This window comes from Paraglaciecola sp. MB-3u-78, assembly GCF_002835935.1.
In the GTDB taxonomy this organism is placed as follows: domain Bacteria; phylum Pseudomonadota; class Gammaproteobacteria; order Enterobacterales; family Alteromonadaceae; genus Paraglaciecola.
On sequence record NZ_PJCF01000004.1, the window covers coordinates 439,052 to 451,501 of the forward strand.

A 12,450-nucleotide genomic window follows, 5' to 3' on the forward strand; every position below is an offset into this window, starting at 1 on the left:
CAATTTACTAATTGCACTAAAGTCATGCATTGTACAATTGTCACAATTCGTATTTTTAACAAGTAACTGGTGTAGATGACAAAAATTCTCGGCATTTCTGCCTACTATCATGACAGTGCCGCTAGCATTATTGTAGATGGCAATATTGTTGCTGCGGCTCAAGAGGAACGTTTTAGTCGAATTAAACACGATCCCTGTTTCCCCAAACAAGCGATTGAGTATTGTTTACAGGCTGCTAACTGTGATGTAGAAACTTTAGATGCGATTATTTTTTACGATAAACCTATGCTTAAGTTTGAGCGATTGCTAGAAACCTATTTAGCCACAGCACCCAAAGGATTTATGTCCTTTTTGCGAGCTATGCCTATATGGTTAAAAGAAAAGTTGTATTTAAAGGCAGTGTTACGTCAGGAACTGCGGGCTTTGATACATCAACAAAAGTCAGTGCAAAATAACACCTGTATAGAAGTCGAGCGTAAAGCCGAAAAAAAACCTAAGTTACCGCAATTACTGTTTAGTGAACACCATCAGTCTCACGCTGCATCAGCCTATTATCCCAGTCCATATAATAAGGCCGTTGTATTGTGTTTAGATGGAGTGGGCGAATGGGCCACATCTTCGGTTTGGTTAGCTGAGGGGGCGTCATTACAACCACTATGTGAAATTCAATTTCCACACTCATTAGGATTACTGTATTCTGCTTTTACCTATTATTGTGGTTTTAAGGTTAATTCTGGTGAATACAAGTTAATGGGGTTGGCTCCCTATGGTGAGCCCAAGTATGTAGATTTAATTTATCGACACCTCATTAAAGTGGCCGATGACGGCAGTTTTCAGTTGGACATGGACTATTTTGATTATCCTGCCGGTAGCACTATGACCAATGGTGCTTTTCATAAATTGTTTGCTGGTGAACCTAAATCAGCCGACGCCGAAATTACCCAAAAAGAAATGGACTTGGCCCGTTCAATTCAAGTGGTCACCGAAAATATCGTATTAAAAATTGCCCATCATGCCCATAAAATAACTGGCTGTGAAAACTTATGTTTAGCAGGTGGTGTGGCCCTTAATTGTGTGTCTAATGGACGGATCCAGCGTGAAGGGCCATTTAAGTCTATATGGATCCAACCTGCTGCTGGCGATGCCGGCGGAGCATTAGGGGCGGCACTATTGGCTTGGCATCAATATTTTGAGCAACCTAAAGAGATTACAAGTGATCTCAATGTACTCGAAACACATGATAAAATGCAGGGCGCTTATTTGGGGCCAGAATACTCAGAACAACAGATTGTAGAGTACTTACAGAGTCAATCTATGCCTTATCAAGTTGTGCCAGAGTCAGAGTTATATACACAGACAGCCGAGAAGATTACTCAAGGTAAGGTGATTGGTTGGTTTCAAGGGCGTATGGAATTTGGCCCGAGAGCCTTAGGTAATCGTTCTATTATTGGCGACCCACGGAATCAAGATATGCAATCGGTGATGAATTTAAAAATTAAACAGCGCGAGTCATTCAGACCTTTTGCCCCTGCTGTTTTGGCTGAAGATGTGTCAAACTATTTTGCGATTGATTGTGCAAGTCCGTACATGTTATTGGTGGCTCAAGTGCAAGAAAATTTACATGTTTCGTCTGAAAATCATTTTGCTTTTGGTATTGACCGTCTGCATCAGGCCCGTTCAACTTTACCTGCTATTACTCATGTAGACTATTCTGCCCGAGTACAAACTGTGCATCAAAACACTAATCCTGAATTCTATGGGTTACTCAAAGCTTTTAAGAAAATGACCGGTATCGGAGTGTTAATTAATACATCATTTAATGTACGGGGTGAGCCACCCGTGTGTTCACCACAAGACGCAATACGCTGTTTTTTAGCCACCGAAATGGACTACCTTGTGATGAATAATGTCATGCTGGATAAAAATCAAATGTGCCAAGCACAAATTCTAAAGGCAAAATCTGTGACCTTTGAGCGAGATTAATCGATGTTAAAACTAGCTAAAAAAGATGATGAGAATGCATTAAAAGAATTTGCTCGCACTATGATATTTATGTTGCCTTTAGTGTTTATGTTGATTTTACCTTGGTGGTTTAACGGTGCTATACATTGGTGGCCAGCGGCTGCAAGTGGGGTGTTAGGGGTATTATATTTTGTGTATCCCTTGGCTTTGTATTATCCCTATCGAGTATGGATGGCTATTGCCTCTGTTTTAGGTTGGGTCAATACTCGTATCATATTAGGGCTGGCCTTTTATTTGTTAATTTTACCCATTGGCATAGTGATGCGCAGTTTGGGCAAACTGCAATATAAAACGGGCTCTCGCAGTAAAGGCACCTCCGGTGTTAGTCATTGGATTAGAGACAAACGAAAAATCGATAAAAACAATCTGGAGAAACCATTTTAATGTGGGAATTTATTCAAGATCTTTGGGAGTTTCTTAAGGTCAGAAAAAAGATTTGGTTATTACCCATTATAGTCGTGCTAGCGTTATTGGGGGGGCTTGTTGTTGCTACTCAGCAATCGTCTTTGGCGACCTTTATTTATACTTTATTTTAATTGGCCTAGCTCAATTGACTCCATCGTATAGTTCACATAAATATTATTCTTCTTTAGGAGTATCATAAAGTTACTAATATAAATATTTCGCCGACGATATCGGACAAATCTTATCATTCAGGAATGTTTGCCGTAAGCGACTTGCTAGTCAGTTAATTAGTACTGATGGTTTACACTGAAACGCCAACCCTTTATGTGTTGGCGTTTTTTTTGCTCGTGTCATGAATCGGGGAGAACAATACTTTAGTTATTTTTAAGATGACTGAAGTAACTGTTCAAATAGTAACTTTTCAAAAAAATCAGGAAGCTCGGCAGGGTGCTCAACAATATAGTCGGGAGTGATCCCCAAATTTTTATCAAAGGATTGATTATGACGCACCCAGACTGATTTGATATGACTGGCATTCGCCCCAGCAATATCTGGGATGAGTCCATCGCCAATATGTATCACTTCATGATTTTCACAGCCAGCTAATCTTAGGGCTTTTGTAAAAATAGAGCGTTCGGGTTTTTGCTCTTTTTCTTGGCCACCAATAATTATATGGTCAACATGTTGGGCAAGATTGACTCGTTTCACCTTAGGTACCTGAGAAAACGCTGGGCCATTAGTGATCACCACCAGCGTTAAGCGCTTTCTCATATCCCTAAGAAACAGCTCAATGCCAGGGAAAAAATCAAAGGCAGCCAGTCGTTCTTTATCAAAGCAGTGTTGCAGTAATAGTGCATCTTCCACAGTGACAGCTGGCTGCTGCATATCGGCTAGGAGATCTTGAATCAACTGCACACGAAATGCATCTTCACTCTGTTGCTCAATAATTTGCATGTATTTTTGTTGCTCAAGGGCAGTCCATTGTCGATAAATACCTTGTACATAACGTTCGGCGAATTTCTCGCTATTGAGAGAGTCACCGCACAGAATTTGCGCGCTTTTGGCAAGCTCATGTTTGGCTACAATATTCGCTTTGCTTGTATCGCAAAGTGTTTCGTCCATATCCAGAAAAAGCGCTTTTAGCACGAGTACTCCAATCTATAGTGTTTGGTGGGCGTCGCAAATTTAGAACAAAGACGTCTCATAAATAAGCCACTTGAAATTTAGAAATAGGGAAATGTGGTTCATTGTAAACCAAGTGTCTCTTTATGTAAGGTGAATGATAAGGATAGGCATGGTCTTACTGAGGCCAATTACGCCGAGTCATCGATTAACCTGTTGCCAGTCAATGCACTTAAGCAAGTAACACCCGCCAACAAACCGGAAATAACAATACCGTCAAAGGTACCTGCACCGCCTATACTGGCCAAGCCCACATGGGTCTCACGATTTTTTTAAGGTACATCAAATTAGCCTCAATAACCGGCCCCAAAACACCTGCGCAAAAGGAGACAGGTGGTGCTAGGGTAGTTGCCAATAACAAAGCACAGATGGCGGCAACCACGGCCGGGACAAGAGCGGGCAGTTTGATGCCAATCTGCGGGACTGGCTGGGCAAGTAAATAACACTCCAACACATTAGCCACATTTTTATAGGTGACCGATATCGATTGGCAGGAACCCCACCAAGGTGCCAAAAAATCGACCATTAGTGGGATATCGTTGCGTTGGGTAAAACGGTTAAAGTTCGCCATCGATAAGTCCACAGGCAGGCCAGTAAAAAGTAACTGTTTGCATTTCCCGCATCTGGGCGCGTTTACAAGGCGAAAGGTCAAAATGCGGTTAAGAGCTCAACAATGGGGGCAGGCTACCTAGAACACATCATTCATCTTTATTGGGCCTCTTAATTTGTGTTTTATTAAGTTAAATCCAAGCCTATATTTTCACTGCTACTGCGCTACTTTCAGAGTTCGCGTTTGCGAGTCAAATAAGTTGATCCCTATCAATGGATTAAAAATAGAGCATTACATAATGTTGTTCATTATCTAGTCATCAGTTAAATTTACAGCGTAAAGGGGAGCAATGATGTCAATTAAATGTGAACTTGCCGAACTTGTTCCTCAGCCCTCTCTGTCTATTAGGGTCATAACATCAGCGCAAGATTTACCAGACGTTTTTGCCAAAGGTTTGAGTGAAATCATGCAGTACTTGCAAGAGTTCAAGCAGCAGAACGCAGGACATCCTTATGCCACATATTACAATTTTGATGCACGTAATCTAGATGTGGAATTTGGCATTCCTATTTTAAGACGTTTTAGCGGAAGGGATAATATTCAAGCGAGTCAAACCCCCGGGGGCAAAGCCATCACTTGTCTACATGTTGGCCCCTATAGTGAGATTGAACCCTATTACCGTGCCTTAGTTGAATGGATTAAAGATAATGGATACAAAGCGTCAGGGATAGCCTATGAAGTTTACCTTAACGATCCTAAAAGCACCCAGTCAGAAAAGTTGCAAACGCAAATATACGAGATGATAAGCACCTCTTCATAGTCATTTTGGCGAGAAACACAAAGGCACATAAATGGAACAAAGCTCTATACAGACAGATACCATTTTTCTCTCTCGTATATACATGACACATTTTTATAAAACTTAAGGGTATCGAAGAATCATATGTCACAAGAAACTAAAAAACATGCTACGTGCCATTGCGGTGGTGGCCTATCAAAGCAAATACTGTAAGTCGGCATTTAGGAGCTTGTCATTGCCATATGTGCTTGCGAGCTAAATAAAACTGATGGGTAGAGGCCTTTGTGAAGGCCATAAAAAAGAAGGCGGTAAAGAAAACAGCATAAAGCAGACACTCACTTTAAAAAATAGCAAAACACCTGCCAGCTTCTTTATTATTCGTTACCTATTCGCGCAGTTTAATGTCTTTAGGATCATTTTTAACAGGACTGCTCTTTGCCAAAGAACTCTTTGTTAAAGAACCCTTTGCTAAAGGTAATTTGAGATTTGCAAAATTAGTGAGTTTGTCTTTTAATCGTTGAGAATAAGTAATGAAATTGGTCAGTGCTCCAGCATCAACCCTTGTTGGGTCAACCAGTAAAGTGAGCAAATCACGATTGGCGGAATCAATGTAATGTTGCAGCTCTTTTGCAGGGGTTTTAATGTCGATGGCTTCATCGTTTTTGATTGCGGCATTAATTTCATCGAAAAATCCTAGGGTTTGACTGGATAATTCCCGCACCAAAATTAATACATCACTTTTTAATTCTATATATTGAGCATTCATCACCCGTTTTGAATCAAACAGATCGGTGATTGAGTCGTGTATCTGGAATAAGTAATCAAATTGATTGATCAATTTAATCAAATGCCTCGAGTCATTTTTTTCTCTGATCAGCGACACCGCTTTTGCAAAGTAATTCATATATTCTTTTTTGATAAATTTAATGTAATCAATGCGCTTCTCAGCCGCATCAAACACCCCATGGTAATTTGTTTCAACACTTAGGGTGACAGTGTTGTAATTTTCTTGAAGGAAGAAAAACAAGTCTGCAGCACCTTTATCGAGTTTCGTTTTTACTTGCTCGAAATTATCGTTTTCGTCAAACACCGGTAATTCAAGACGAGTGAAATCCATTTTTCCTTCTCCAAGGATGAAATCAATAAAACGTGTGAATGGGTTAATGAAAAGAGTGAAAATCAAACTAGTCGCTAGGTTAAATACCAGATGGATATTCGCCAATGCGATGGCCGGCTCCATTTCAATGCTGCTAAGGCGATGGCCAAACACAAGCAACAATGGTGTGAATATAAGCACGCCACCAATGTTGAATAAAAAATGGCTTAAGGCGGCTTTCTTAGCGGCAATATCCATATTAAATACCGCAATAAAGGCGGTGGCTGTTGTGCCAATATTGGCCCCCATAATGATTGGCACTGCGTTTTCTAGACTCAATAATCCCTGCATGGTAAAGACAATAGCCAGTCCGGTTGTCACTGAGCTGGATTGAACGATAGCCGTAAACACACAGCCAAGTAAGATGGCATATATGGGGTTTTGTGGCTGACTCAATACTTTCATCAAAGCTTCATTTGCCTGTAAAGGCTCAAGTGATGAAGCAATCAAATTTAAGCTGAAAAACACAAAACCAAAGTAAAAAATAGTTTTGCCAAAAATAGCCATGCGAGAACGAATAATAGATAAAAAGAAGCCAAAGATGATCAAGAATGGCGCAAAACTGGTTAATTTAAAGGCCACCAGTTGGGCTGTGATGGTGGTACCCACGTTACTACCAAAAATAATGCCCACACTATGCTTAAATGACAATACACCTGCATTGACCAGACTAATCGTAATCACAGACGTGGCTGAACTTGATTGGATTACCGCAGTGACCAAAGCCCCAATTAATACACCGACTAACGGCAATTTGGTGGCATTGCTAAGGGACTTTCGAAAATGCTCGCCGGAAATTCGTTCAATTTCTCTAGAAAAGTTTTCTAGTCCGAATATAAATAAAATGATGGCAGTCATGCCGGCTATGAATATGGATAGACTCTCCATAGGATTTTTCACTCCATTTCAGATGTATTGTCGGTTATCAAATATCATTTTGTGATTGTAATCTGCAAACCTTCAATAAAACTGATGTATATCAAATAGCCATCTTTTAGCCTGTGTTAATTATTGTGTTCCACAGACTGGCGATCCTCACTTTTCAGTGCTTTCAAATATTGCCAAGCGCGCAGCTAGGAGCAATCAATGCAGATAACGTTGAAAAGGACTGACTGTTTTTTATGCCTAAGCTTTGCCGAAGTGTGCCTCTGCAACTGTTGCGTTGGCAACTTGGTGGGGGCGCTATATACATTGGGTAATACAGAATGAACTTCTTTGAATCGATTGTTTGGGCTTAAATTTTGATGTAAGTCAAAACGGGTTAGTAAGATTTACTTATTTTATTAGCATATTAAGTCAATGTTCATTCAATCAAGTAAAGAGGGGATGATTATGTTTACGTATCTGAAAAGAGCGGCGCTCATGTTTTGTTGTGCAAGTATTTTACTATTAACGTCATGCGCCACGACTAGGGGTGATAACGAAGCGGGTGGCATGATCATTGGTGGCATTTTGGGTGGTGTGTTGGGCCATGAAATAGGCAGTGGCCATGGTAGGGCCGCGGCTACCATTATTGGCACTATGATAGGCACTATGATTGGCACCATGCGCTGATTAAACCTAGGAGAGTTTATTGATGGAAGCGCTGTCAGGCTTAGATGCCTCATTTTTATACTTAGAGACCGCCAAAATGCCGATGCACATTGGCAGTATTGCTATGATTGAAGGCACTATTACCTTTGATGATTTTAAGGCGTACATTGGGCAGCGTTTACATCTGGTAGAGCGATTGCAGCAAAAGCTGGTGTTTGTACCTTTAGAGCTTGATCACCCTTATTGGGTACATGATCCAGATTTTGACTTGGATCGGCATGTATTCTGCACTGCGCTGCCAAAGCCGGGAGGATGGAAAGAACTCCGAGACCTTGCTTCTCAGGAATTCTCCATACCATTGAGTCGTGAAAGACCGTTGTGGGAATTCATTTTTGTGGAAGGTCTAGACACTATCCCACAGGTACCTAAAGGCTCAGTTGCGCTGCTAAGCAAGATACATCATGCCGGGTTTGATCAGGGCAATCGCATTAAAATATTTGTAGCAGTTTCAGCAAGTAATCATTATCCCAACCTGCCATTTGCCGCTTAATCTTAATACCTACCTTATTATCATTATCTGACGTTAATAAATTCAAAGATATGTGGCGTAATATTGCCATGTTTTGATCTGCATATCCTTGACGAATTCGACAATGATCTTCGTCAAATGCCATATCTAATCTCCAGTGAAGATTATTCTCTACACCCCAATGAGCACGTACATAGTGAGCAAATTTCTCTGCATCGTTATGCTTAACGCTACTAATAAAGTATCGCGTTTCTTCTGACCATTCGTTCGCAAGAAATCTTCTTGATTTGACGCTAACAATACTGGCAAGGTGTGGGTGAGTATGATGCTCAGTAAGCCAGTCAATTCGGTTGCAGGAAGTCACTGTTCTTTCTTCAATACGGCCATGCCCTGAATCAATACTCTTATAAGTATTTAACGTGCCCTCATAACTTTTAGGGGTATTTTCAAAGAATAAAATCACATCATCATGTAGGGTGCTTTGATTTCCTTTCAGTGCGGTTAAATAATCAGCGCCTTTACTCACGATCAGTTCAGCCGATTTCTTTTGTGTGTTTAATGCATCGGTTGTGATGATACTGCCTGTGATGTCTAAGTTTTTGAGTAGGGAAGGTAAGGCGGTTATTTCATTCGATTTTTCATCAACTTTCACTTGTCCAAGTGCCAGCTGATTATCATGTGACCATGCGCTAACCATATAAATAGCTGATTTATTAGATGACTTATCATGAGTGCGTCGAAGGCATTTACCGTCAATAGCGATCACATCGCCCGTGACATTTTTTACTATCTCTTTGATCCAGCTAGAAAAACAGGTTTGAAATTGCTCAGGATCAATTAAGGAAAAAATACGTCCCAAAGTATCATGAGACGGAATACCATTTTCTAGGGATAAATATTGTTCAAACCAAGTGCGTTTAATGTTGGCAAATTTTTCAATGGCAACCCAGCCATCACAGCCACAGATAACGGCACATAGGGTAATAAAAAAGATGTCATCTAATTTATGTAATTGTTTTCTTAGAAGACGAGGATCTTCAATGTCTTTGAAATGTTCGATAAGTGTGGGCTTGTATTTGGTCATATTACGTCGCGTAAAGCGAAGTAATAGATCAAATTAGGGGATCTGTGTCAAGCCATTTTTAATGCGATTGCCCTGCGGGTTTGATGGTAAGGCTGGGATGGAGTTAATGACCATGTTATATAACCCATCCGCTCACATCAGCGCAGTGCCTGCACTTGCCAATAAACCTATTGAAGCCACACCAAGCAGGTTTGAATTGTTAAGCAAGAGTGTGCTGCAGCTTATCTTACGGCCAAGCAAACTCCCTTCTTTGATATTAAGCAGCACTCAATCGGCATTGAAGGCAGGTTACCTCAATCAAATTCAGCACATTAAGCTGCCAACCTTGCCATTTACTGCCCCTGATACTTTCCTTAGCGGTGCGGTGGCGGTTGAACGCAAATGGGATAGCACCATACTTGACTTAGCGAGGATAAAAGCCCTGTGCAGTCTGGTGGATGGGGCCACCCTCAATGACGTGGTATTAGCTATTTGCGCAGGGGCGTTGCGGCGTTATTTGTTAGAAAAACAGCAGTTACCTGAAGACCCTTTAGTGGCCATGGTGCCCATGGTGCCCGTATCGACACGGGCTAATGACAATCATGGCAGCATGGGCAACCAAGTTTCTGCGATGTTTATTCAGCTTGCCACTAATGTGGGCGACCCCCTGAAACGCTTACAGAAAATTCAGCTCAATACCTTGGTTGGCAAACTATATCAAGACATGGCCACGGCGAATAGTCTGATGTCCTATGCCGAACTGGTTCCCTTTGGTTTAGCCCATATGGCTACCCGTTTGTATTCTCAACTCATGCTGACTAAACACATACCCCCTCCTTTTAATGTCATCATAACCAATGTGCCTGGGCCGCAAACTCCCTTCTACCTAGCGGGTCACAAATTGTTATTTAATATGGGCATGGGGCCTATCTACCAGGGGGTGGGCTTGATCATTCCCGTGCTGAGTTATAATGGCTCATTGACTATCAGCCCAACTAGCTGCGCCAAACTCATGCCGGATATTGAACTGTTTTGTCGTTATATCAGAGAGTCAGTTAACGAACTGGAAATCGCCGCGGTGAACAAACAACCATCCACTACCTAGATACAGCCAAAAAAGTCATAGTCGACAAAGAGACCACTACCATTATTTCTGGTGCAGGTGATGAAGATGATATTCTGGCGAGGATAGCGCAATTACGCAAAGAAATTGGTCAGGCTACCCACTAAGCTGGGCTAAGGTTTTTGTTTATTATCTGATTCACGTTTTACCAATAGAAATGTCAGATACATTTTGGTGGGCAGGGACAAAATCATGCCAATGGCAATACACACAGCGCTGATAATGATCCCGTTTACCCCCATTTCTTCTATCGTAGGGCTGAAGTTGTGGAAGTAAATCCCCAATAAAATCAAAACGATACCGACAGAAATACAGACTTTTAAAATTAACATAATGGTCTTGTCGGTCATGGTTCGCTGTCTCTCTTTGGTGTCATCGTCATGTAGCAGCCAAATATTAAATGGAATTGACGTTGTCATATTGACTTAGATCAAGATGCAATTGTTTGGCTTAAATATACTGCTCATTCAAGCAAATCTGCTTCACTTTGATGACTAAGTGCACATCCGGTCGGTAGCGCAACTGTAATGGGCTGCTGGATCACACAGGAAATACATGCAAAACACTGATTTTTTCGATAAAGCACTGCTCAATAAATATGCAACAAGTGGCCCTCGCTACACGTCCTATCCGACCGCACTGGAGTTTGCAGATGACTTTTCTGACGAGCAACTCAATATTGCTGCAAAGTTGTCATTTAACAACGCCTTAGGCTTGTATATTCACATCCCATTTTGTCACAGCTTGTGCTACTACTGCGGTTGCAACAAAATTGTGACCCGGCATGCACATAAAGCGGATACCTATTTAGACTATCTAGAAAAAGAAATTATTTTTCGAGCCAAAACATTTAAACGACCCATAACCCAATTACATTTTGGGGGGGGCACACCTAGCTTTTTAACTTCGCAACAATTGACCCGAGTGCTCGATACCTTGCAGCAACACTTTTCTTTTGCTGCGGATATTGAAATCAGCATAGAAGTGGATCCAAGAGAAATCGAGGTTGAACTTGCCGATCAGTTAGCCAACATCGGCTTTAATCGACTGAGTATTGGAGTACAAGACACCAATAAAAAAGTCCAAGACGCGATTAACCGACCTCAATCTACCCAATTCATCCAACAATTTATTCAGCGGGCCAAAGCGGTCGGTTTTAAGTCGGTCAATATTGACTTGATTTATGGTTTACCCCATCAAACATTACCTAGTTTTGCACAAACGTTACAAGAGGTTATAACCTTATTTGATGCTGATCGTATTTCGTTATTTAGCTATGCGCATATGCCCAGCGTCTTCCCTGCACAACGAAAAATAAAAGATAATTGGTTGCCAAATGCCGAAGAAAAATTTGCGTTAATGCAACTGGCAATTCAAACCTTGACCACCAGTGGATATGAATTTATTGGCATGGATCATTTTGCCAAACCTAAGGATGAACTGGCTATCGCCCAGCGCGGCGGCGATTTACATCGCAACTTCCAGGGGTACACCAACAAAGGAAACGACGACCTTTTAGGATTGGGTGTGTCGTCCATAAGTTCAGTGGGCAATGTATTTAGTCAAAATGTGAAAACACTAAAAGACTACTATCACCTTATTGATAACCAAGGTTATGCCACGGTTAAAGGGCTGAGATTGACCCAAGACGATCTAATAAGGGCAAAAGTCATCAAAGCACTTATGTGTAACTTATATGTGGATAAAACCCTGATTGAACAAGAATTTGGGATTAACTTCGAACAGTATTTTAGTGAAGATTTAGCCTCATTATCGCCCTTTATCCAAGATGACTTGTTAGATAATTCGGCAAAGGCCATCGATGTGTCACCCAAAGCAAGATTATTGATTAGAAATATCTGCATGTCTTTTGATGCCTATTTGCACAAGCACCTTAACCAGCAAAGGTATTCCAGAGTCATTTAAACCGGTAAAAACACCTAATTTAATGGGGCGAAATCAAGGGGCAGGTCACTTGATTTGCATCTCACTTTATTGGCAAAAATCAACCTCGGCTAATGGCCGAGCACTCAAGCACTGCCTTGTGCTGGTAGCTTTTGGCAAGGTGTCGCTCCGCAGGAAAGGCAA

The 12,450-nt window shown here is 41.3% G+C and carries 14 protein-coding genes; 8 read left to right on the top strand and 6 right to left on the bottom strand.

Annotated elements, in window-relative coordinates:
- The first annotated feature begins 75 nt into the window (after window positions 1-75).
- From CXF95_RS08710 to CXF95_RS29945, 3 genes are read left to right on the top strand one after another with little or no spacing between them, the layout of a single operon-like run.
- Entirely contained in the window at window positions 76-1,983 is a 1,908-nt protein-coding gene (locus CXF95_RS08710) for a carbamoyltransferase (RefSeq protein WP_101198307.1), read from the top strand.
- Window positions 1,984-1,986: 3 nt separating this feature from the next.
- Window positions 1,987-2,406: an SxtJ family membrane protein gene (locus tag CXF95_RS08715; protein ID WP_101198308.1), complete on the top strand. Its 420-nt coding sequence runs from the start codon at window positions 1,987-1,989 to the stop codon at window positions 2,404-2,406.
- On the top strand, window positions 2,406-2,558 hold the full coding sequence (locus CXF95_RS29945) for a DUF5989 family protein (protein ID WP_198556531.1): 153 nt from the start codon (window positions 2,406-2,408) through the stop codon (window positions 2,556-2,558). Before CXF95_RS08715 ends, CXF95_RS29945 begins: the two co-directional genes overlap by 1 nt.
- Before the next feature lie 253 nt (window positions 2,559-2,811).
- Here CXF95_RS29945 and CXF95_RS08720 read toward each other — a convergent pair whose 3' ends face one another.
- From CXF95_RS08720 to CXF95_RS08725, 3 genes are all read right to left on the bottom strand, one after another.
- Entirely contained in the window at window positions 2,812-3,573 is a 762-nt protein-coding gene (locus CXF95_RS08720) for an HAD family hydrolase (RefSeq protein ID WP_101198309.1), read from the bottom strand.
- A gap of 167 nt (window positions 3,574-3,740) precedes the next feature.
- Window positions 3,741-3,863 carry a DUF1614 domain-containing protein gene (locus CXF95_RS31385; RefSeq protein ID WP_369809300.1) on the bottom strand — a complete coding sequence of 41 codons (123 nt, stop codon included), beginning with the start codon at window positions 3,861-3,863 and terminating at the stop codon, window positions 3,741-3,743.
- Window positions 3,845-4,180, bottom strand: coding sequence for a DUF1614 domain-containing protein (locus CXF95_RS08725; RefSeq protein ID WP_101198310.1), 336 nt, complete (start codon window positions 4,178-4,180; stop codon window positions 3,845-3,847). The genes CXF95_RS31385 and CXF95_RS08725 overlap by 19 nt, the downstream gene beginning before the upstream one ends.
- 328 nt (window positions 4,181-4,508) lie before the next feature.
- Between CXF95_RS08725 and CXF95_RS08730 the strand changes: the two genes are divergently transcribed.
- On the top strand, window positions 4,509-4,979 hold the full coding sequence (locus tag CXF95_RS08730; protein ID WP_101198311.1) for a GyrI-like domain-containing protein: 471 nt from the start codon (window positions 4,509-4,511) through the stop codon (window positions 4,977-4,979).
- A 364-nt stretch (window positions 4,980-5,343) separates the two neighbouring features.
- On the opposite strand, the gene CXF95_RS08735 is transcribed toward CXF95_RS08730, so the two are convergent.
- A complete protein-coding gene (locus CXF95_RS08735; protein ID WP_101198312.1) occupies window positions 5,344-7,002 on the bottom strand; it encodes a Na/Pi cotransporter family protein in 1,659 nt (552 codons plus the stop codon).
- Window positions 7,003-7,446: 444 nt separating this feature from the next.
- Here CXF95_RS08735 and CXF95_RS08740 point away from each other — a divergent pair, with 444 nt between their 5' ends.
- Together CXF95_RS08740 and CXF95_RS08745 are read left to right on the top strand one after the other, a co-directional pair.
- Window positions 7,447-7,668: a glycine zipper 2TM domain-containing protein gene (locus CXF95_RS08740; protein ID WP_101198313.1), complete on the top strand. Its 222-nt coding sequence runs from the start codon at window positions 7,447-7,449 to the stop codon at window positions 7,666-7,668.
- A gap of 22 nt (window positions 7,669-7,690) precedes the next feature.
- Complete coding sequence (locus CXF95_RS08745) at window positions 7,691-8,197, top strand: wax ester/triacylglycerol synthase domain-containing protein (protein WP_101198314.1); 507 nt, start codon at window positions 7,691-7,693, stop codon at window positions 8,195-8,197.
- Here CXF95_RS08745 and CXF95_RS08750 read toward each other — a convergent pair.
- Window positions 8,136-9,260, bottom strand: a complete 1,125-nt coding sequence (locus tag CXF95_RS08750; RefSeq protein ID WP_101197148.1) for an ISAs1 family transposase — start codon at window positions 9,258-9,260, stop codon at window positions 8,136-8,138. The two genes, CXF95_RS08745 and CXF95_RS08750, sit on opposite strands and share 62 nt — an antisense overlap.
- A gap of 61 nt (window positions 9,261-9,321) precedes the next feature.
- Here CXF95_RS08750 and CXF95_RS08755 point away from each other — a divergent pair, with 61 nt between their 5' ends.
- Entirely contained in the window at window positions 9,322-10,344 is a 1,023-nt protein-coding gene (locus CXF95_RS08755; RefSeq protein ID WP_101198315.1) for a WS/DGAT domain-containing protein, read from the top strand.
- A 131-nt stretch (window positions 10,345-10,475) separates the two neighbouring features.
- Here the strand turns inward: CXF95_RS08755 and CXF95_RS08760 are convergent, their stop codons facing one another.
- A complete protein-coding gene (locus CXF95_RS08760; RefSeq protein ID WP_101198753.1) occupies window positions 10,476-10,712 on the bottom strand; it encodes a hypothetical protein in 237 nt (78 codons plus the stop codon).
- Between the two features lie 205 nt (window positions 10,713-10,917).
- Between CXF95_RS08760 and hemN the strand changes: the two genes are divergently transcribed.
- Window positions 10,918-12,288 (top strand): oxygen-independent coproporphyrinogen III oxidase, encoded by a 1,371-nt coding sequence (gene hemN / locus CXF95_RS08765; RefSeq protein WP_101198316.1) that lies wholly within the window; start codon window positions 10,918-10,920, stop codon window positions 12,286-12,288.
- The last annotated feature ends 162 nt before the right edge of the window (window positions 12,289-12,450 follow it).

What these genes read in the sequence shown, in the direction of transcription:
- CXF95_RS08710 (WP_101198307.1), top strand. Translation starts at nt 76, where the DNA reads ATGACAAAAATTCTCGGCATTTCTGCCTACTATCATGACAGTGCCGCT.
- CXF95_RS08715 (WP_101198308.1), top strand. Translation starts at nt 1,987, where the DNA reads ATGTTAAAACTAGCTAAAAAAGATGATGAGAATGCATTAAAAGAATTT.
- CXF95_RS29945 (WP_198556531.1), top strand. Translation starts at nt 2,406, where the DNA reads ATGTGGGAATTTATTCAAGATCTTTGGGAGTTTCTTAAGGTCAGAAAA.
- CXF95_RS08725 (WP_101198310.1), bottom strand. Translation starts at nt 4,180, where the DNA reads ATGGCGAACTTTAACCGTTTTACCCAACGCAACGATATCCCACTAATG.
- CXF95_RS08730 (WP_101198311.1), top strand. Translation starts at nt 4,509, where the DNA reads ATGATGTCAATTAAATGTGAACTTGCCGAACTTGTTCCTCAGCCCTCT.
- CXF95_RS08735 (WP_101198312.1), bottom strand. Translation starts at nt 7,002, where the DNA reads ATGGAGAGTCTATCCATATTCATAGCCGGCATGACTGCCATCATTTTA.
- CXF95_RS08740 (WP_101198313.1), top strand. Translation starts at nt 7,447, where the DNA reads ATGTTTACGTATCTGAAAAGAGCGGCGCTCATGTTTTGTTGTGCAAGT.
- CXF95_RS08745 (WP_101198314.1), top strand. Translation starts at nt 7,691, where the DNA reads ATGGAAGCGCTGTCAGGCTTAGATGCCTCATTTTTATACTTAGAGACC.
- CXF95_RS08750 (WP_101197148.1), bottom strand. Translation starts at nt 9,260, where the DNA reads ATGACCAAATACAAGCCCACACTTATCGAACATTTCAAAGACATTGAA.
- CXF95_RS08755 (WP_101198315.1), top strand. Translation starts at nt 9,322, where the DNA reads ATGCGATTGCCCTGCGGGTTTGATGGTAAGGCTGGGATGGAGTTAATG.
- CXF95_RS08760 (WP_101198753.1), bottom strand. Translation starts at nt 10,712, where the DNA reads ATGACCGACAAGACCATTATGTTAATTTTAAAAGTCTGTATTTCTGTC.
- hemN (WP_101198316.1), top strand. Translation starts at nt 10,918, where the DNA reads ATGCAAAACACTGATTTTTTCGATAAAGCACTGCTCAATAAATATGCA.